Origin of the sequence: Bacillus sp. FJAT-45037 (assembly GCF_002797325.1) — a bacterium.
GTDB lineage: Bacteria > Bacillota > Bacilli > Bacillales > Bacillaceae_D > Alkalihalophilus.
In genome coordinates this window covers 1-19,712 of sequence record NZ_NISN01000004.1, presented here as the reverse complement: position 1 = coordinate 19,712, position 19,712 = coordinate 1, and the positions used below count along the sequence as shown (strand labels likewise).

The 19,712-nt window shown below is 31.8% G+C and carries 20 protein-coding genes; 9 read left to right on the top strand and 11 right to left on the bottom strand.

What is annotated here, in order from left to right; all coding sequences use genetic code 11:
- Positions 1-17: 17 nt before the first annotated feature.
- The 5 genes from CDZ88_RS16665 to CDZ88_RS16640 form a co-directional block, all read right to left on the bottom strand.
- A complete protein-coding gene (locus tag CDZ88_RS16665; RefSeq protein WP_100374761.1) occupies positions 18-869 on the bottom strand; it encodes a hypothetical protein in 852 nt (283 codons plus the stop codon).
- Between the two features lie 760 nt (positions 870-1,629).
- Complete coding sequence (locus tag CDZ88_RS16655; RefSeq protein ID WP_100374759.1) at positions 1,630-2,016, bottom strand: hypothetical protein; 387 nt, start codon at positions 2,014-2,016, stop codon at positions 1,630-1,632.
- Positions 2,000-2,992, bottom strand: a complete 993-nt coding sequence (locus tag CDZ88_RS16650) for a MerR family transcriptional regulator (RefSeq protein ID WP_100374758.1) — start codon at positions 2,990-2,992, stop codon at positions 2,000-2,002. Before CDZ88_RS16650 ends, CDZ88_RS16655 begins: the two co-directional genes overlap by 17 nt.
- The gene (locus CDZ88_RS16645) at positions 2,989-3,216 is read right to left on the bottom strand and encodes a hypothetical protein (protein ID WP_100374757.1); all 228 of its coding nucleotides are present in this window, start codon (positions 3,214-3,216) and stop codon (positions 2,989-2,991) included. The genes CDZ88_RS16650 and CDZ88_RS16645 overlap by 4 nt, the downstream gene beginning before the upstream one ends.
- 30 nt (positions 3,217-3,246) lie before the next feature.
- Positions 3,247-3,567 carry a hypothetical protein gene (locus CDZ88_RS16640; protein WP_100374756.1) on the bottom strand — a complete coding sequence of 107 codons (321 nt, stop codon included), beginning with the start codon at positions 3,565-3,567 and terminating at the stop codon, positions 3,247-3,249.
- A gap of 352 nt (positions 3,568-3,919) precedes the next feature.
- Between CDZ88_RS16640 and CDZ88_RS16635 the strand changes: the two genes are divergently transcribed.
- On the top strand, positions 3,920-5,089 hold the full coding sequence (locus CDZ88_RS16635; protein WP_100374755.1) for a tyrosine-type recombinase/integrase: 1,170 nt from the start codon (positions 3,920-3,922) through the stop codon (positions 5,087-5,089).
- A 152-nt stretch (positions 5,090-5,241) separates the two neighbouring features.
- On the top strand, positions 5,242-5,412 hold the full coding sequence (locus CDZ88_RS16630) for a hypothetical protein (RefSeq protein ID WP_157796590.1): 171 nt from the start codon (positions 5,242-5,244) through the stop codon (positions 5,410-5,412).
- A 505-nt stretch (positions 5,413-5,917) separates the two neighbouring features.
- Here the strand turns inward: CDZ88_RS16630 and CDZ88_RS16625 are convergent.
- On the bottom strand, positions 5,918-7,624 hold the full coding sequence (locus CDZ88_RS16625) for an alpha/beta hydrolase family protein (RefSeq protein ID WP_100374753.1): 1,707 nt from the start codon (positions 7,622-7,624) through the stop codon (positions 5,918-5,920).
- A gap of 75 nt (positions 7,625-7,699) precedes the next feature.
- On the opposite strand from CDZ88_RS16625, the gene CDZ88_RS16620 reads away from it, so the two are divergent.
- Positions 7,700-8,977 (top strand): hypothetical protein, encoded by a 1,278-nt coding sequence (locus CDZ88_RS16620; RefSeq protein ID WP_100374752.1) that lies wholly within the window; start codon positions 7,700-7,702, stop codon positions 8,975-8,977.
- Here the strand turns inward: CDZ88_RS16620 and abc-f are convergent.
- The 4 genes from abc-f to CDZ88_RS16600 are packed head-to-tail and all read right to left on the bottom strand — an operon-like array spanning position 8,974 to position 14,123.
- Positions 8,974-10,605, bottom strand: a complete 1,632-nt coding sequence (gene abc-f / locus CDZ88_RS16615) for a ribosomal protection-like ABC-F family protein (protein WP_100374751.1) — start codon at positions 10,603-10,605, stop codon at positions 8,974-8,976. The genes CDZ88_RS16620 and abc-f overlap by 4 nt on opposite strands.
- A gap of 18 nt (positions 10,606-10,623) precedes the next feature.
- Complete coding sequence (locus CDZ88_RS16610; protein ID WP_100374750.1) at positions 10,624-11,808, bottom strand: MFS transporter; 1,185 nt, start codon at positions 11,806-11,808, stop codon at positions 10,624-10,626.
- A 15-nt stretch (positions 11,809-11,823) separates the two neighbouring features.
- A complete protein-coding gene (locus tag CDZ88_RS16605; RefSeq protein WP_100374749.1) occupies positions 11,824-13,161 on the bottom strand; it encodes an ABC transporter substrate-binding protein in 1,338 nt (445 codons plus the stop codon).
- Complete coding sequence (locus tag CDZ88_RS16600; protein WP_100374748.1) at positions 13,161-14,123, bottom strand: ThiF family adenylyltransferase; 963 nt, start codon at positions 14,121-14,123, stop codon at positions 13,161-13,163. The genes CDZ88_RS16605 and CDZ88_RS16600 overlap by 1 nt, the downstream gene beginning before the upstream one ends.
- An 818-nt stretch (positions 14,124-14,941) precedes the next feature.
- Between CDZ88_RS16600 and CDZ88_RS16595 the strand changes: the two genes are divergently transcribed.
- The 6 genes from CDZ88_RS16595 to CDZ88_RS16570 all read left to right on the top strand — a co-directional run bounded on the left by CDZ88_RS16595 (position 14,942) and on the right by CDZ88_RS16570 (position 18,630).
- On the top strand, positions 14,942-15,217 hold the full coding sequence (locus CDZ88_RS16595; protein ID WP_157796589.1) for a hypothetical protein: 276 nt from the start codon (positions 14,942-14,944) through the stop codon (positions 15,215-15,217).
- A gap of 533 nt (positions 15,218-15,750) precedes the next feature.
- Positions 15,751-16,026 (top strand): IS3 family transposase, encoded by a 276-nt coding sequence (locus CDZ88_RS18085; RefSeq protein ID WP_100374746.1) that lies wholly within the window; start codon positions 15,751-15,753, stop codon positions 16,024-16,026.
- Positions 16,011-16,412 carry a DDE-type integrase/transposase/recombinase gene (locus tag CDZ88_RS18080; protein ID WP_100374745.1) on the top strand — a complete coding sequence of 134 codons (402 nt, stop codon included), beginning with the start codon at positions 16,011-16,013 and terminating at the stop codon, positions 16,410-16,412. The genes CDZ88_RS18085 and CDZ88_RS18080 overlap by 16 nt, the downstream gene beginning before the upstream one ends.
- Before the next feature lie 286 nt (positions 16,413-16,698).
- On the top strand, positions 16,699-17,565 hold the full coding sequence (locus CDZ88_RS16580) for a helix-turn-helix domain-containing protein (protein ID WP_157796587.1): 867 nt from the start codon (positions 16,699-16,701) through the stop codon (positions 17,563-17,565).
- 219 nt (positions 17,566-17,784) lie between these two features.
- Positions 17,785-17,982, top strand: a complete 198-nt coding sequence (locus CDZ88_RS16575; RefSeq protein WP_157796586.1) for a hypothetical protein — start codon at positions 17,785-17,787, stop codon at positions 17,980-17,982.
- Between the two features lie 279 nt (positions 17,983-18,261).
- Positions 18,262-18,630 carry a hypothetical protein gene (locus tag CDZ88_RS16570; protein WP_100374742.1) on the top strand — a complete coding sequence of 123 codons (369 nt, stop codon included), beginning with the start codon at positions 18,262-18,264 and terminating at the stop codon, positions 18,628-18,630.
- Between the two features lie 524 nt (positions 18,631-19,154).
- Here the strand turns inward: CDZ88_RS16570 and CDZ88_RS16565 are convergent.
- The coding region (locus tag CDZ88_RS16565; RefSeq protein WP_100374741.1) for a toxin regulator at positions 19,155-19,712 on the bottom strand (558 nt) is incomplete at its 5' end.

Here is a 19,712-nt window from a genome sequence, read left to right as displayed (position 1 = left end):
TTCTCTTGATCTTAATATTAACAATATCCATAATTTTCACAAAACACTGGACAAGTAAAGTGGAAACCACCACCACAAGATAAGGCTACAATGATTCCACAGATCACTAATCCTGTAGGTCCGCCACCAACTCTAGCAATAGCCCAAGAACAATAAGCATAACTTCCAATTGAACATGTTATACTAGGCACTACCCAAGCACAAACATTGGTACAGATTGAACACGATTGAATAGTAAATTCACCCTCTTGCGTACAACCTTCACCCGTTGAATCTGTAAGTTTTGCTTGTTCAATAAAAGGGCTATCGTGATAATGGATCACACCTTGGTTGTTTTCGATCACATGCAATGACTCATTTCTTAAGTTTTCAGGACGTGATTCTCCCTCAAAAACTTCCATAGTTGATGTATGATAAACAACTCCATTAATTACATCATAAGCTTCAACATAAGTATTTCCTTGTACTTCTCTTTCAATCATTGCTCCCAAGATACTTCTTGAGCTATTCTCAGTAAATAAAATAGCAGCATCCAATCCTTTTAAATGTAACTCAGCAGAACGACCTTGTTCAGTATCGTAAGAGAAGCCATATGCATTAGTTACTTCTTTTACAAAAGCGTTGATGTTCGCATTTGAATTTCCCGGTAATTCACGTTCTTTAATTAGATAACTAATTAATGCGCGAAAATCTTCTAGCTGGTTAATATCATTTTGTAACCCTCTAACTTCCCGTTTGCTAAGTTCCTTTACTTGTAACTCATCAAAATCAACCGTTTGTGCTTGTGTCATGGGTGTAAAACTACTGATTACAAATGAAAAAATCATAAAGCAAACTACTATTCTTTTTAACAAAAATCTATTTTTCATAGATTCTCCTCCCTTCATTGTAGATTATATACAATAATGTAATATTTTACAATGGGTCGATTCTTGTTAATTAGTAAGAAAAAAAAGTAGAAACCAGGACAGAGAAACGACTATTGGGAAAATCATAGCTTTCGATAGCTTATTGTTGTTAAGCTCAACAGTATGTTTAAACATGCCTGTATACATCTTAGATTTTTTATATTTCAAAACAAAGCTAAGTAAAACCAACGTTGTAAGCACCAAGAAAACTATTATTGTTGACATGATTAATATTATTAACGAAATGACCATCACTCTCCTTTTAACTAAAAGAAATTCATTTTATGTATAATCCTAACAAAGTTAAAATTAAATGTCATTATTAAAAACATTGTTATTGAAATAATCTGACATTAACACATTAAAACAAAAACGCTGAATTTGCTAGCTTACAACTTAACAAAGTGGCTAGTATTTTTGACATTTTCATATCGACATCTACCCCCAATTCTAATTTAATCATTTTTACGTGTCATAAGAACAAATTCTTCAGCACACATGTATGCAGTTCCAAATTCATCACTACTTCACTAACAATTATATCAAAATTATCCATTTTATGTTTTACTTACAATGCTAGTTGAACGAGAACATAATAATGGTTAATGACTTATTACATTGTTTTGGTATTAAAATGGTTCTAATCTGCTTTGTCACTTTAAGTACTTTACTTCACAATCTCATAGATATTCACAATAAAATCATACCAGAAAATAACTAATTACTGTTTCTTGGTTGAATACACCCTCTCAATCGCCACTTGAACAAAGGGGGCTGACTGAACACGAGAATCCTTCATTTCAAAAACAAATAGTGTAGCAATAGCATGTTTATTATAAAGTGTAAATGAGTGCATACGAAGGTCATTAATGGTGGCTAATTCGTTCTCTTTTTGGTTATCCGAAAGTCCATATACTCGAAAAGGAAATAATTTAAATTCTTTATTCTGTAGTTTCATAAAAAACGTCTGGAGGTCGGTAGGCAGTAATTGAAATCGGGTAGGTACTTCTTGCGAGAATATTTTTTTCAAAGTGCGTTCTCTGGTCAACTTGATTGCGTTTTTATAATGTTCTTTTTCCCATACCGTATCATCATTCATTCCATTCACGCGCAGCACCTCCAGTCCATTCTTCTTTTAGTAACCTATATAACTTCTCTTGAATAAACGTTTCTAGGTTCATCCCTTCGACTTTTGCCTTCTCTTCCATCTTAGCAAACAGATCTTCATCCAACACCAAGCTAACCTTGCGATCTGTACTCGCGAAGAAAAAGTCTTCTTTTCTTTCCTGTACTTTCCCACTTACCAACGAGCGTTTTGCATGTTCCAACAAGTCGTGATCCACACTTCCTTCATCGAAACGGATAAGGAACGGTTTGCATTTGACGATCAGCTTCTGATCTGTTTCTTCTATAGAATAGTTTCGCACTCCACTTTCTTCAGCAATCTTTTCAATAAACGCGTAGGTTAAAGCACGAATATGACTAGGTATAATAAAACTAAAGGTCACTTCCCCTATCCGGTTATTTAACTTACCGATGTTATAGGTAGTCAGTGGCTCATAATTAAATGGCAACTGAGTTAAAGGAACACGTTCAGCCATCGCATTTAGAGCATATCCTTCCTCTTTATCAATAGACATCACACGTACCACTTCGCCCGACTGTTTATCTCGATAGGACTGGTAAAGAAAGATTCTTTGCTGTGAATCAAAATGCTTTTTATTTCTATTCTTTTTCGATAAGAACTTCTGTTTAAACTGTTCAAGCCTTTCATCTTCTTGGACATAGTAAACAGGCTTACTTAATACGTTACTGACTTTGACGGTTAATTCTTCTTTATTGATGGCTGCTAAGATTTGATATGGTTTACATCCGTTCCCTACATATTCAGACGTCTGTTTGGTTGTAAGCCCTCCTGGATATAACCTCTCTTTTAACTCAACAACTTGCTCATCAGGAATGATGTACTCACCTTCGATATGCCATGAATCCATGTTGTCAGGGATCAACACACCTTCTTTTATATACGTCGATATCGTGGTTAGACTCACACGTAGTATCTCTGCTGCTGCTTTTGCATTCATGCTTCTTCCCCCTCTTTAATCACAATCCAATCACCGATCTCTATAAACTCTTTAACTTCATCAGCTCGGTAATTATTTTCACCTTTCTGTCCGTTTTGTTCCCAAATGATATCGTACACTTCATTTTTGCCTTCTTTTTTTGAAGCAGTAAACAAAACGGCATTTGTTTCCTCTGTCTGCTTTAAAACTTGTTCAGATAATACAAATGTGAAATGAGTAAGCATTCTTCCTCCTCCTGTTCTGTAGGGATTTGATTAATCTAAACCTCTAATCTCCCTCTGCTCCGTCGCCCATTCTTTCATTTCTCGATCAAATAGAAGATAGTTTGATTGATCTCCGCTTGGTTCTGTAACAACCGCGCACCATTGTGCGACTCCATGCCAATCCCCGATATTTTTCAACTCAATTGACACGTTAAAGTCCTTTTCCAGAACACTAATTGTCCAAAATCGCGGCAATATTTCTTTTCTCTTCACCTTCTCTTCGCCAATGAGAAATTGGCTAACAAATAATTCGTACCTATTTAGAATTTCTTCATCACTGAACGTTAGAATATTGTTGCTGCTTTTATCCATTTTTTATCGCCCCTTCTTTTTTCATATATAAATACTATATGCTCTATTCTTATACTTATCTTACTACAAAGAACAAATATAGTTAAAGGTGTACTCATACAAAAACAAACAATGAATGATTATTCAAATATAAAAACATCCACATATAATAACTATTTAAATATCATTACGATGTAAAATCAGTATTGAATTCATATAATTTATCTTTATTTAAAGATAAATTATCGCTAGAAAAATTAGCTGTTATTCTCTTTATCTACAAACATACTCTATCTTTATTTAAAACAAGTGACAAATTATGATAATCTAATATTATATATATATTTATTAATAGGTATGAGGTGATAACTTAATGGTTAAATCAACTAATAATACACTTGATTTAGTAAATACAAAAAATTCACTATATAAAGACCAATCCAATCTTGTATCTCTTTATCGATCATTCTTAGATAGTAGTCTCTATGATCATCTTGAACTTAAGTTGGATGATAATGAACGCCAAGCCTTATCCTCTTTCGACTCGTTCACTGATCAAGAACTTATCTATTATTACTTACATAAGCCAACCTACGATGATGAGAGCAAGAATAAAACGGAACAAACCAAGAAGGAATATATTCGTGATCTTCTGCAATTCTACACTTTCATTAATTTCCTCATCTCTAATGAACAGACCGAGGATGAAGAACTGCCTTCTTACCTTAAACGAGTAGAAAAACGTCATATCAGACAATACCAAGAATGGCTCAAACAATTGAAGCGGAACGATGGGAAAGTCGGGTATCCCTCTTCTACTCGTACACGAAAGAACGTTGTGGTCAAAGGGTTTTTAAGGTGGATTTATGATGAAGATGTCATTGAATACCCGCTTCATGTCTCATTTAAAAAGAGCACCACACGTAAACAAGAACGGCCAGATCGTTTTCTTAGTTTAGAAGAAGTCCAGTCTCTTCTATCTTTTTACGAGCAGCATCCTATTAATCACGCATTGCTAATTACTCTTGCAACAACTGGTCTACGTGTAAATGAAATCGCTACAGCTACCTGGGGAAATATCTATCAAGATTCGAGTGTGAAGGAAGGAAGCTATTACTTAAAAGTCATAGGTAAAGGTGGCGTGGAACGTCATGCGCGGTTAATGGAACCTACCATGAGGAGTATTCTACGTTTTAGAAAGCGAAGAGGAGTATCATGCGAATTAAATCCTAAGAACAGAGAACCTTTGTTCACTACAAACAAAGCTCACTTTTATTCGTATAAGTATTTAAGTAACTACATCATTAAGATAATTAAAAAGAGTGAGTTTGAATGGCTAGATCGTAAAGATGGTAATATAAGTCCTCACTGGTTTCGGCATTTTTTCGTCAACTACTGCGTAATGGAGCTTGGACTGCCTATTGAACAAGTGCAGCATACAGTAGGTCATTCTTCTAGAACAACAACCGAGGGGTATGTAAGTAAACATCTACAGAAGAAGAATGATGCTTCCTTACATTGGGATGACAAGCTATTCAGTTAATGAATCAATAAAGGTTTCATATTTTTACAATTACTTTCAATGATTCATTTTTAATAGTATAATAGTTACAAATCTAGTCAAGGGAAACCCCCTTCTAATGTATTCTTACATTAGAAGGGGGTTTTCCGTTTTCTATGAAAGGAGAATGTAAATTGAAAAAGATATTTCTAGTAAGCGGTTTTACATTATTATTACTTAGAGGTTGCGGAGGTGGTGAAGATGCTGCTCAAGAAGAAGCTAATGAGAGTTGGAATCTATATACAGAAGCCTTTACACAGATCATAGACGATTCAAACGTCATTTTAAGTTCATATCTAGAGTAATATGCGCAGCTCCTTATATTGAAACAGCGCATTTATCACTTATTTTTTTATAATTCTTCTCTATCCACTGCCTGGTCGCTCTTCCATCCAACCAATTTTGATTGTTAATGCTATTTGAGAAACCCTCATAATCATTGCATTTCCAATACATTCGTTTGAATGTTATAAAAGAGATTCGTTATTTCAGTTGAAAGTAATGGTTTTCTATGCCAAAAACGAACCTGTTAGAAAACTTTTCTTTTTAAAAACTTGATCTGGATAGGACAATAATAGGTGACCTTACATGAATTCCTTTTGAAAGCGAAAGATTTTATGCCTTGTTGTTATTGATTTCTTGATTTCTTGATTTAGAATTATACACTTATTAAAGTGCGTACGAACATCTTTACGTGAAGGTTATGAAAACCAACATACCATTGCTTTTAATAGAACACAACTAGACATTCTATTGTGCATTTAAGAAGTCCAACGGTTCGATACATTTCTACATTACTCTCATCATAACTTACTTACTAATAGATTTCTGAATAAATTGATATATACTGTTATATACTTTTATCTCACTATTTTTTCTAGATACACCATGACCTTCACCGGCAATAACTATATCATTAATTAATGAGCTTTTTATCCTATCTTTATCCTCTTTATACTTGACTCGTGGATCATTCTCACCGTAAATATTTAAAATAGGATTTCTTGCTTCGTGAAATCTATAAGCAGGTGACTCATTGCATAACCTCTCTTTTTCAGTCTCTATGTCTCCTATCCACTTGTTTAGTGAATATCGCATTCTGGCCGGTGCATTCATAATAAAATGAATTAAATCAGTAGGTCCATAAAGATTTATTGAACATTTAACCTCTTTATAGTGTGTCTCTATATCTGTCATTAGCGCTAAATATCCACCGTAACTTGCTCCCATTAAGACTATATTTTTATACCTATTACGTATCAAAAACTCAATTGTAGCTCTTATATCAATAATAGGGGCAAGCCAGTTACCTTCAACTTTTTTCATAAACTCGCTCCCATACCCCTTTGATCCTCTAAAATTTGGAGTAATTATATCAAATCCATTTTTAATAAAAAATTGATGATATCCACAAAAATAGTTCTTTTCTATAGATTGTGGACCTCCATGTAACCAAATAATAGCATTTTCTGATTTATTAGCATTTTTGTAATATAAACTCTCAAAAATTAAGTTATCTATAGATTTTATCATTACTTTCTGCGGTTTAACTAATTTATAATCCGTCCTAAATTTTGTTAAGTTATCCCATTGGCCGTTCGAATATTTAAATATATTTGGTGGGATACTTGCAGAATCTCCTAATATGTATATCTTGTTTTCCCTTACAATAACTTTAGCTATATTTGTAATTGGTGAATTTATGTTCACTAAATTTCCAGTTACTGTGTTATAAAAATATAAGAACTCTTCTGTTTTGTTTACTGTTTTTAAAAGTAAAGTCTGATTATCAAATTTATATATAGCTTTAATATCTTCTTTGTTTATTTCCAATATTTTTTCTGCAACTTTTGTCTTTGTATAAAAAATGTAAAGGTTAGAGTATTCACCTAAATAATTTGATGCAAAATAAATTTTATCCTCGCCCACAAATTCTACATCATTAATTAAAAACTCATTTTTATCATCTTTAATTAGGGGATATTTTTCTCCATTAGAATAAAAGTAGGCTATTCTATGGCTATTTTTTAAATGTTTAAGGTACACCATTTTATCTTTAAATTTAGTCAGAAGATATATTGGTTTTGTATCTTCCAATAAAGTTTTACTCTCCTTTTCCAATAGATTTCTTTCTTCAATTGAGAACTTATTTTTATTATTTGAAAAATATATCTTCCCTTCATCTTCATCATATATTAAGCCAATATAATTGACATGTTCACCCCCTGCGTTTTTGAATATGTTAGAATTTTTATTTAGAATCAATAACCGCCTATTTTCGTTACCATTATCATCGACTGTGACGTATAATCTATCATTAACATCAACAAGAATTGAATAACATTTATTATTTAACGTTACTATTTTGCTTATTTGTTTTTTTTCTAGGGAATACCTCCAAATTTCTACTTCTTCATCAACCTTAAGAACCATTGTAATTTCGTCGTCATTTGAATTAACCGCAAAGTTATATATCATATGCACATCCAAAAATAATGAAATATCGCTATATTGCATTTAATTACCCCCTTTTATATAATATAATTATACTATATAATCAATTTATATAGTATAATTATATAGGGGTGAAGTATGAACAAATTAAGAGAAGATTTAGTATATGAGACTTTTGGATTAAGTGAATTACCTAAAGACTTTTACGAAAGAGAGGTCATTATTACTAAAGATGATATAACCTACATTACAGGGTATAGCGGTAGTGGTAAGTCATATCTTTTGAATTTATTCTTGAATCATACCAATGCAACTACTCTCAAAGAACCAGTTAATAAAAGCACTGCAATCATTAATATAATTGGTCAATCATTTACCGATGCAATAAACTTATTAAGTCAAGTGGGGCTTAGTGAGGCATATATCTATCTTAAAAATTATACAGAGCTATCTGACGGTCAAAAATTCAGATTTAAATTAGCTAAGGCTTTGGAATCAAACCCTGCAATTATTGTAGTTGATGAATTTCTAACAAATTTAGATAGATTGACAGCTAAAGTAGTAGCCTACAATTTACAAAAAATCTGTAGGAGAAAAAAAATCAAGTTAGTTGTTGCTACTCCACATGATGATCTAGTAAGCTCTTTAAGTCCTGGGCAACTTATTATACTTGATTTAAATGGTACATATAAGAATATTATTAATAAGAATCCATTGCCTAAATTGGATTTCATTGAAGAATTAACGTTAGCAGAAGGAGACTATAGTCATTATTTATCCCTAAAAAAATATCATTATTTCCCAGATGCATCTTATTCAAAGTATGATCCTAAATATTACATTATAAAAAATAAAAATGATGTACTAGGAGTAAGTGTTTTTATTAGGCCCTACTCAGATAAATGGAATAATATTACTTTATTCAAAGAAGTGAATGAACTACTTAGGGTAAATGCTAGAATTATAGTTCACCCAGCATATAGAGGTATAGGTCTCACAAAAAGCTTATTAAATGTTCAAAATATGGAGCTTAATTGCACTTATGTTGAATCTAGAACTGCCTTAGGAAGATTTGTACCTTTTTATTTATCTTCTGGTTTTACCGCAATCGAGAACCCAACTACATATAAATCTCTCACACGCAAAGAACTAGAAAAATCACTTGTAAATAATTCAAATTTGACACTTAATGATTCACTCAAAATTAAAGAATTAGCTTTAGAAATACTACTAAGTGAATACTACTATTACAGAGACGTCGTTAACTTACCGAAATTATCTAACGAAGACAGTAGTTTACTAGAAAATATATTCAACAGTATAGTTATGAAGATGAAGATTGAAGACTTATTAGAACAGACAAAATATTTTCCTATGGCATCATTTGTAATAAAAAAGCAAGCGGCAATTAATTAATTGCTGCTTGCTTTCTCTTTTTTTTCCTTAGCGTAAAAGTAAGGTCCTTTATATTTCTCAATTAAACCCTTATCGATCCATAATGTACTTTCAAGACTATTTAATAAAGAACGATCGTGCGATATACATAAAACTGTTCCAAAGAAATCTTCAATACACTGTTGGATGATCTCTTGTGTCTCAATATCTAAGTGATTTGTTGGTTCATCTAATATTAAAATATTAATTGGCATTTGCATCAATTGAGCTAAACGTAAACGCATTCGTTCCCCACCTGATAAATTTTTAACTTTCTGATTCACGTTGGATCCAAAGAATAAAAATCTCGCCAATATATTTCTTGCTTCTCCGGCTTCAATAACTAGACCTTCTCGAAATGCTTCTAACACGGTCATATCAGATTCCATCTCTAAAAGTGATTGACTAATATAGCCTATATTCAAATTGTTTCCTGATTTAATTGTTCCTTTTGTAAGCTTTTCATTCCCTAATAAGCATTTAATTAGAGTAGATTTCCCTGTACCGTTATTTCCCACAATACCTATTTTTTCTCCGTAATTTATGTATAAATTTACATTTTCAAACAATATCCTATCACCATATTGCTTTTTTGCATTTTCGATTAAAAAAATAGTATTAGATGATCTGTTACTTTTTTCAAAATCATCTTTAATAACATCATTTTGCATTTTAGGTTTTTGTATTTTCTGTATTCTATTTAATGCTTTCTCCATATTTGTTGCTCTTCGATGTAATGCTTCTGATGGGGGTTTTGAACGGTTAGCCCATTCCCTTAACGTTTTAATAGCTTCTTTCATTTTTTTTATCTTTTTTTGTTGTTCAGTATATCTATTGAATTCATTAAGAAGGAATTTTTCTTTCTCAATTAAAAATTCATTATATTTATATGACCACACTTTTACTTCATTATCGTAAATATCTATTATCTTTTCAGCCACATTACTCAAAAACGTTTTATCATGAGATATAAATAGTACAGTACCTTTATAACTTTTAACAAAATCTTCTAACCATTCAATAGCATGGACATCCAGATGATTAGTTGGCTCATCTAATAATAAAATTTCTGGCCGACTAAGTAATAATTTACCTAGTCCAACCTTTGTCTTTTCTCCACCACTTAAAGTATCATATTGATTATTAATAATTCCATTAATTCCAAGACCTTCTACGACAGAGTTAATAGAAGACTCGATACTATACCCTCCCAGCCTTTCGAATTCTTCTATTTTTTTACCATAACGCTTTAGGTTAATATCTAATAAGCTTTCATTATCTGACTCTCTAGCCATCTTATCTTCTAAGCCTTTTATTTCTTTAGATAAGTCTTCAAGATAGCTAAAGCTACTTTTTAATACCTGCCTCACTGAAAGGTTAAATTGTTCATTAGGTATCTGTTCTAACACTCCAATATTATTATCCTTGTCAACTGCAATTTGACCACTATCAGGAGTATCTCTGTTTGCAATTAAATTTAACAATGTAGATTTACCTGAACCATTCGGCCCTACTACTGCAATTTTCTCTTCTTTTTTCACTGTAAAAGAAACATCACATAATACTGGTTCTCCAGTGTAGTTCTTAGAAACTCTAGAAACATTGATCATGTGCTCACTCCTTATCTTTTAAGCAATTGAATTAGAAGTGCTAACTTTGTTGGGTTTCATTCTGTAAAATACTATAATTGTAACAATCGACGTAATAACTGACAGCACTCCTAATACAGATAAAATGACAGTAGAATCAACAATGTCCGCAGCATAGCCCATCAAAGGGAACAAGATGAACATTAATAAAGAAGTCACTAGGTTAACTAAAGATAGAATAGTTGCTCTCATTCTTGAAGGAATCTCATCGTTAATCACTTTACTTGATATTGGGTCTACCAATTCATAAAGAGCATTAATTATTACAAAGCTTATAATTGTAAGTAACAAATTGTTGAATGCTATAAAAATATATAGAGCACCAATTATGCTAAAAGTCAGGATTAAAACTTTCTTCGCAGTATATTTCTCTGAAAATTTGTATGAAAATATCGACAATATTGCTTGTAAAATTGATAAACCAGCAAATAAAATAGCAATATCTCGAACTAACATTCCTGAATTATTCAACATTTCTTGCCCAAACATATAAAAAACAGATGTGACAGAAAAAAATACCGAAAACGAAATGACTAAAAATTTAAAATTTGTATTTAATTTAAAGAAATTTGATAGCTCAGATAAGATACCTTCTCCTTTACTAGCATCAATGGCTTTAAAATTAATTTCTTTCAAAAATAAAAGTAGAAATATCGCAAGCGATTGCGCAATAATACCTCCAATGAACACATAAGACCAAGATAACTCTTGCATGAATCCACCAATTCCTATTGCAATAGCCAACGCTGTAATGACAATTGCATTATAAGTGCCAATAGCTTTCCCGTACGCTTTTTCTTTTCCTTCAGTTTTTAAGGAATCATATAAATAAGCTTGATCTGTTCCGGATATAAATGTTAAACCGGCACCAAATATAACATGACCTAAAAGCAAAATATAAAAATCACTTGAAAGCAAGAATATACATAAATAAACAACAATCATAGAATGACCTATTAAAAGAGCTTTTTTCCTACCAAACTTATCTGATATAATTCCTGATGGAACTTCCATAAGAAACATTGACAAGTTAAGAGCCGCTTGTAAAATACCAACTTGAAACATTGTGAAATTTATACTTAATAAATAAAGTATCCAAATTCCTCTTTCAAAAAAAAAGTTACCAAAAAAACCAGTAATATATATTAAGTTCTTATTACGCATTTTCCACACACCTAACTATCGATTATAAAACTTTACACATAACGATTTTAAATCAAGATAACCATCAGTTCCTAAATAAAAATTAACTATATTTAATCTTTTCATATACATACTTTTTCCCATAAACAATGGAATATAATTATCAGTCTCTACTAATAAATTATTTAATTCTTCTAACCGTACTTGATTTACTTGTTCAATAATTTTTTGTTTTTTAACACGGTTATTTATATCAAACAGGAATGTTCTTGCATAACTAACAGGAGTGTTATTTAAAGGGAGTACTAAATGTAGTGATATATCATAATCTTTTTTATTAAGTCTGAGATAATCTCTAAAGTCGTTAACTACATGCATTTCACACTTAATACCTATCTTGTTCAGTTGTCTAACAATATTTTCAACAATATAATTATTAGGGTAATAATTAGCATAAGCTATCTTTATTACCTTTTGATCAAATACATCACGTACTAAATAATTTGATTCTTGCCTACTAAAATTAATATCCCCAGTAAGAGTATCTAAAGGAACTACTACCTCCTTTAGTTTTTTTGCCAAAGATTTCTTATTAATTAGGCTAGTTACTAACCTTTGTAACCTCTTATTAGATATATATAACGTATAAAGTATTGGTGATTTCTTTTCTTGGAAATCTAAGTATTTTTTTAAGTGAGAATTAGTATGTAAAAATTGTGTATGGCATGTGACATCAATCTCTCCTCTGGAGTACATGGAGATACTATTTAGTGGATTAGTATTCAACTTGAAAATTATTTTATCTACTAACTTCATACCATCTAAATTGTCATGAGTTATAAATTTAGTGTTTCTAAGCAAAAGTATGCTATCATGTTCTACCTTTTCTAATATGTAGGGACCATTCTGTATAGGTTCCCCATCTTCCATAGGTACTATATACAAGTTCTGAATTGTATTAACAAAAGATACATTAGGATATTCCAGTTCAATTTCCAGTACTTTATCATCTTTAACAGTTATACCTATATCATTAACTGAAGATTGATTCACAACGAAAGAATAAGAATTTTTGATCATAAGTAATTGCCTTAAATAATTACTCTTATTATTTCTATCTAAATGATATAAGATACAATTTTTAAGTTCTTGAGCTGTTCCTATATAGTTTTCTTTTAGTGTAATATTGTAGACAGTTGAATTCATATCAAGGATCTCGCAATTTGTTTCGTTTAAGCGTTGGTACATTGCACTACAGATAAATCTACTTGTGTAATCATGAGTAACAACCGGATTTAGCATATCGGGGATACTATCAATCTCTATTATAACTTGATCCTCTCGGGTCGGCTCTTCTCTGAAATAAGAGATCATTAAATCAGCTCTTTCATTTTTTCTTTTCTAAAAGTAAGATCTTTCAGATCAATAAAAACTTTTTGACCATAACAATAAACTTCTTCCCCTGTAAAATATCTAATTATATCGTAAGCTAATAAACTAGCTATTATGGAGTTTGTAGCCCCCATTGACCCTTTTATAGGTTTTCTGTTAAGCTGGTTTGTAGAATGTCTAACTCCCCGATTATACAATTCACTATCAATTAATGGCCCCCAAAACCCACCTTTAATACCTACTCCACCTGTAATAAAAGCTACACTCGACTTCATCGCATAATCAAATACAATTTCAGATATGTTATATGGTTGGTCCGCTGCATTAATTATTAAATCTAAGTCGTGGTCTTGAAGAAAGTTCAAGTCATCTTGAGTGTTTATTTTTAAATTATAGGTAGTAACTTTGCATTTCGTATTAATTGAATTTATGTATTTCTTTATCTCATCTACTTTCAACTTCCCAATAGATTCTAAATTGAATGTGTATTGACGATTTAAATTATGTATTTGAACTTCATCATAATCTATTATTGTAAAATTAGAAAAACCTGCTCCTATCAGATTTTGTACGATTATAGATCCCAACCCACCTGCTCCAATTATTCCTATTCTCAATTTTGTAATTTCCTTTTGCAATTTTGACGGATCAACATTGTGTTTCTCAAAATGATAAAGTTGTTTTTCAACGATAGTATCTTTAAAATCATGCCTCCATTTCTGGGAAACGAGATTATTATTCAAAAATATCTTATGAAGCCTGTTAACATCTTCATTTCCTATAAGTTTAGCAACTTCCTCTAGATTTGTACCATCTTTATAGAGGTTTATAACTCTAGAATTCAAAGAATTATTTTCTATTCTTATTACCTTTTCACCCAAAATATATAGATATTCCTCATCATTAACTATAGAAACATAATCTTTAAAAATATATTCTTGCATAATAATCTACTCCTTATTTAATATTTGAGGAGTAGATATTAATACCTACTCCTCAATAAAAATATTAGCAACGGTGTACTAGCTCATCTAGTTCTACTTCTAGCTCTAATTCTTCAATTTTCATTTTTTATTCCTCCTTTCATTTATAATTATGTACCTTTTTATTAGCAACGGTGCACTAGCTCATCTAGTTCTACTTCTAGCTCTAATTCTTCAATTTTCATTTTTTATTCCTCCTTTCATTTATAATTATGTACCTTTTTATTAGCAACGGTGTACTAGCTCATCTAGTTCTACTTCTAGCTCTAATTCTTCAATTTTCATTTTTATTCCTCCTTTCAAAATATTAAGTATATAAATTAATTATAATACTTATGCTAAGTATAATTATTTTATATAAAAAGTCAATATCATTATTAAAGAAACATATATTCACAACCTATCAACCCTTGAGTCACAAGTATGGTTTGCAAAGTGAATATTGCAGACAGAATGAACCACTAGTGCAAACTTTGAGGCACCTATTGCGGATAAGAAAGCCACAAAGTGCGCCACTTGTGTTATATAAATAATTACCTCCCTGTATAATTGAGAAGACTGCGTAATTGCATGACATTTCTTTTAGAGAAAGGTTATTATCCGGTAGACTGTGAAAAGATACACAAAGAACTTCAAAAGAAAAAAGTTACACTGAAGGGATTTACGCAAAGAAATATAAGACGACAATGCCAATACGTCGTAAGCCTGGTGAAGTTATTGAAGTTGACTGGGCAGGCCAGGTTCTACACGACCGAGCCACAGGGGGAGAGATACCAGTTTTGTTTATCGCTACGCTGCCCAACAGTCAGTACAGCTATGTTAAAGCGTTTATAGACATGAAGTCTCCAAACTGTCTTACTGCGCATATTCATGCTTGGGAGTATTTTGGAGGCGTACCTGAGACGATGGGGTCTGATAATCTGAAAGTGGGTGTCACCAAACCTCTACGAGGTGAACCAGTTCTGCAGAAAGCCTATAAAGAGCTAACTGATTATTATCATAAAGTGATTGTTCCAAGCCGTGTCCGCAAACCGAAGGATTATTCCGAAGTTTAATTATGGAGGCAAAATACATGAAAGAAATTTTACTGACTGAGTTGATTACCCAAACTAAGGAAGCAATATAACCAATTCAACATAGCGCATCTACAGTCTATCGGTATGGATCGGTATGGATCGGTTTGAACATATCCTACAAACACTGATGACTATCTGTTTTATACGGTAATTAAAGAGAAAATGGGTGCTATGTCACCCGATAATTATGAAATTTCAGGCAAGAATTCTTTGTCCAGAAGTTCCTGATAGAGTATATGCACATTTATTTAGGCATTACAGGGCCATGCATTTGTACTAATCAGATACCCCTCTTTCCTATATAAAGCACTTTCTCGGCCATGTAAATGCTACAACAACCAGCATATATGACTCAGCCGATACCACCTTGATAAGAGATACTCTTGAAAAAGCAGCTCAACTGGGTGAGAGTTTTACTGAAAATCCTATCTGGGAGGATAATGAGGAAATGATTCTCAAACTGTGTGGTTCAAAATAAAAGAATCCTCTATTTATGATTATGCCGAAGGTTAATTGATAAACCAATAACAGCCATCCTCAGATATTATATAGAGATCTCCCATTCAAGTTTCCAAAACTATGGGACTCGTAAGAATAAAAAAGAATTAAACAAACGTGGAAAGATCATTTTTAGACGTCGAATAGGACGCATAATGAAAGAACAGGGACTGGTTTCTAACTATACCCTAGCACAATTCAAAACACATACTAGCGGAACAAACGAATCAGAGCAAAAAAATGAGTTAACCGCCAATTCACTCAAGGTGAATCAATATCAATCGTTGTAAGTGATTTAACCTATGTGAGAATCAATAAAAAATGGCAATACATATGTGTATTTATTGATCTCTTTAACCGTAAACTCAATGGATATAGTGTCGGTCCTCATAAAAATGCTTTAATAGTTTATCGTGCTATAACATCTATAAAAACGCACCTATTTAAGATTAAGCTTTTGCAGATAGATCATGGAAGTGAATTCAAAAACAAGCTCATTAATGTTGCATTAGCGACATCTAATATCCAAAGTTCGTTAAGTATGAAAGAATGTTATGATAATGCGGTGGAGGAAGTCACTTTTAAGGTCATAAAAACGAAATTCATTAGAGGCCGTCATTTTGATTGCCTTGAAGGGAACCTTAGGCTATCTAAGCCCAATCGAATTCAAACTTGAACACCTTAAGACAGTTGTCTAGTTTATAGCTGACAATCCTCAGAAATGATAGTTGCTTATAAGAGTGTGTCTTTTCTGCTTTCTTTTTCTATGTGAAATTATCTTTTTGTAAAAGATGTGTAATTATTTATGTAATTTCACCCTACTGAATACTTATAAACTATAGTGCTGATTAACTGAATGTATAAAGTATGTTTAATTGATCAATAATTAAATGTAAAATACTATTTAACAATATATAAATTAATAATTATTATAGAGATGGATATTAGAGGAGGGGAATTATTTGGAAAATAATATTGGGGGAAATATTAAAAAAAGAAGGTTAGAGCTTGGACTTACTCAGAAAGATTTAGCTTCAGGTATATGTACGCAAGCTCAAATTAGTAATATCGAAAAAGGCTCATTAAACCCCTCATGCACAGTCTTATTTGAAATAAGCAAAAAATTATTAGTTGATATGAATTATTTCTTTGAATTAAATCCTAACAAACCTAGTGATCATTTTAATGAGATTCAAAATATGATTAAACAGTTAAAATCTCAGAGGAATTATACGTCTATTAAATACATTGTAGAAAACGAATTAGAAGTTAATCGTCATAGATTTTCACCCTATGAACAGCGTTTTCTATTATGGAACAGAGGTATATCGGTTTATTATCTCTCTAACAACTTTGAGGAAAGCATTCGCCTCCTCGAGGAATTAATTATCGAGAGCACCACGTTTCTTGATATACTCCAAAACATAAATATCAAAACAAGTATTGCAATAATTCATCAAGAAGAAAAACTTTTTTCTAAAGCATATGATTTATTTAAAGAAGCTTGGGAACAATTATTAACACTTGAAAATATAGGTGATTACCAAACTGAAATAAAAATATTATTCGGCCTATCCCAAACTCTGTCGTATTTAGAAAAATATTATGAGTCAAAGGTATACTGTTTAAAAGCTATATCTATTTGTGTAAAAAAGGATACTCTTTACTTACTGGCCGATAGCTACTACCAAGTAGGTTATAACTTAATTAAACTTAATAAGAAGGAAGAAGGCTTAACCAATATCCAGACAGCTCTTTCTATATATAAAGTTCAAGGAAATAATAATATGATAAATATTGTAAACGAGCAATTAGAAAAATTAATTTAAATAAATGAGCAGAAAAAAGTTATTTTAATAATTTCTCTACACAAAGACCATCATAAAAGCCGAAAGCATAATAATGCTTTCGGCTTTTATCAATATTTATTTTATTTATTAATATTTATATAAAAATATTATAATATATTGATATTAATCAAACTATAATATACTATGTTATTATAAAATATAAATAAAAATATTCATACAAGGATGGTAATGTTTATTATGAAAAAAACAAAGAATTATTTAATGAAAGTTATTTTATTAGGTGTCGTTAGTTGTGGCGTTTCTCATTCTGTTGCTACTTCTGATACTTACAATATCCCTGGTCATCATTCTGTTGCTTCTTCTGGTATTTACAATATTCCTGGTCATCATTCTGTTGCTTCTTCTGGTATTTACAATATTCCTGGTCATATTTAAAAAATTTAGAGTCAGTTCTTAGCTACCTTTGGGTCATATGGTTATTTATTGACACTCCCGCGGCTAAGGCCGCAAGCCTTATAACTTACTTACGGCGTTGTTCTTTATAAGTTATTTTCACTTACGAATATCTAAGCGATAATGAAACTGCCTCAAATGGACTTTTACCATTTGAGGCAGTTTTTTTATTGAAATTCATCTTCTGATTGCAGCAAGTTAAAAGGAATCTTCATCATTTTGTAGAAATATTCTTTAACAAAAATTGAGGGGGATACAAACATGTTCGATGCACCCGAGAGAAATATTGAGGCGTACAAAATGATTTATGAAATTGAATCGAGATTAAAATTGAAAGTATCAACGTTAAAGCCTCATATAAAGAACGTTGATCTGAACCTTACAGAATTGATCCAATTAACGATCCAATACGGAAGTTCCATAGATACACCACTTACGATAGAAAAATTCTATAACTTAATCCAGATCCGAAACAAGGTTTGTCATATGAAAAGTATAAGTAATGATGAAATGAAAGATGTTCGTTATTGTTACAAACACCTGCTAGACATACAACAGAAAAAAAAAGAACGGCGAAAAGAACGCAAAAACAATCACTTTTTTGTGTCAAGTACGCTCGATCCTCTTTAGTTCCGCAACACCCACTCCCACTATACTCTCCTAATTCTCTTTTTCATTTCAGTCTAATATGTACAATTCATCGGTTACATACAATGTTTTGTTTTTAATGCTGTCTAGTTTTTTTAAAAAAATAAGAAGATATAAATAGAAGCTGCCCTTGTGGACAGCCTCTATTTCGCTCTTATTACTCCGATAAATCATCAACTTAGATAATTTGGGATCGATGAAGTAAACGTTGGAATGAACGTTCGTTGTAATAACTATCCGTAAGCGTTGGACTCCAAGAACTCAAGCTACAACCATTCTTAGTGTTTGCGGTTGTATGTCTATTCATGATTTACTCAAAAAACCTCCGCTTCTTGCTATTAGCACAACAAGAAAAAGGATTGCCGCAGCAACCCTTAGTTTAGCTAAAGAACCTCGTTAGCTTAATATCCGTTAAATATTTCTCTCATTCTCCATTCACTAGCATCTACTTTTCACCAATATAAGTTGAAGCATAGTTATTCGTTTATCATGAGCTTTTATATTTGTTACTGGTCTATCTTATCGATAATGACACCAGGAATAGATATCTGACCACCCATCGTAGAATCGTAAGTAATTAATCCAGTTGATGTTCCATAAATAGTAATCATATCATCTTCTAAAACTCTGGATGAAATAATAGAAGTATCAAATGCTCCAAATATAATAGTGTCGTAATCGTCACTAACAGCCAGTCTAATTTGAGTTTCACCATCACCTTCCATGACTTGAACCACCTTACCACGGAATTTCACTTTTTCACCAGTATATTCATCTGGTGTTCTCGCTAACTGATTATAAGTAATTCCCGTATCATAGCCTTGCTTTATCTTTGCTTCTGCTTCCGCTTTAGCTTTTGCTTCTTCTTCTTGCTTTACCTTTTCTTCAGCTAAACGTTTTTCTTCTGCAGCTTTTGCTTCTTCTTCTTGCTTTGCCTTTTTTTCAGCTAAACGTTTTTCTTCTGCAGCTTTTGCTTCTTCTTCTTTTTGCATACGCTCCTCATCTTTCAATTTGAAAAATGGAGCAGCTTCATCTACTTTTGCTTGCAAATCATTGTTTTGGGT

What these genes read in the sequence shown, in the direction of transcription:
- CDZ88_RS16645 (WP_100374757.1), bottom strand. Translation starts at nt 3,216, where the DNA reads ATGCTTACTCATTTCACATTTGTATTATCTGAACAAGTTTTAAAGCAG.
- abc-f (WP_100374751.1), bottom strand. Translation starts at nt 10,605, where the DNA reads ATGATCAATGTTTCTAGAGTTTCTAAGAACTACACTGGAGAACCAGTA.
- CDZ88_RS16575 (WP_157796586.1), top strand. Translation starts at nt 17,785, where the DNA reads ATGAAAAAAACAAAGAATTATTTAATGAAAGTTATTTTATTAGGTGTC.
- CDZ88_RS16665 (WP_100374761.1), bottom strand. Translation starts at nt 869, where the DNA reads ATGAAAAATAGATTTTTGTTAAAAAGAATAGTAGTTTGCTTTATGATT.
- CDZ88_RS16635 (WP_100374755.1), top strand. Translation starts at nt 3,920, where the DNA reads ATGGTTAAATCAACTAATAATACACTTGATTTAGTAAATACAAAAAAT.
- CDZ88_RS16570 (WP_100374742.1), top strand. Translation starts at nt 18,262, where the DNA reads ATGTTCGATGCACCCGAGAGAAATATTGAGGCGTACAAAATGATTTAT.
- CDZ88_RS16640 (WP_100374756.1), bottom strand. Translation starts at nt 3,567, where the DNA reads ATGGATAAAAGCAGCAACAATATTCTAACGTTCAGTGATGAAGAAATT.
- CDZ88_RS16650 (WP_100374758.1), bottom strand. Translation starts at nt 2,992, where the DNA reads ATGAATGCAAAAGCAGCAGCAGAGATACTACGTGTGAGTCTAACCACG.
- CDZ88_RS16600 (WP_100374748.1), bottom strand. Translation starts at nt 14,123, where the DNA reads ATGCAAGAATATATTTTTAAAGATTATGTTTCTATAGTTAATGATGAG.
- CDZ88_RS16620 (WP_100374752.1), top strand. Translation starts at nt 7,700, where the DNA reads ATGAACAAATTAAGAGAAGATTTAGTATATGAGACTTTTGGATTAAGT.
- CDZ88_RS16625 (WP_100374753.1), bottom strand. Translation starts at nt 7,624, where the DNA reads ATGCAATATAGCGATATTTCATTATTTTTGGATGTGCATATGATATAT.
- CDZ88_RS16610 (WP_100374750.1), bottom strand. Translation starts at nt 11,808, where the DNA reads ATGCGTAATAAGAACTTAATATATATTACTGGTTTTTTTGGTAACTTT.
- CDZ88_RS16605 (WP_100374749.1), bottom strand. Translation starts at nt 13,161, where the DNA reads ATGATCTCTTATTTCAGAGAAGAGCCGACCCGAGAGGATCAAGTTATA.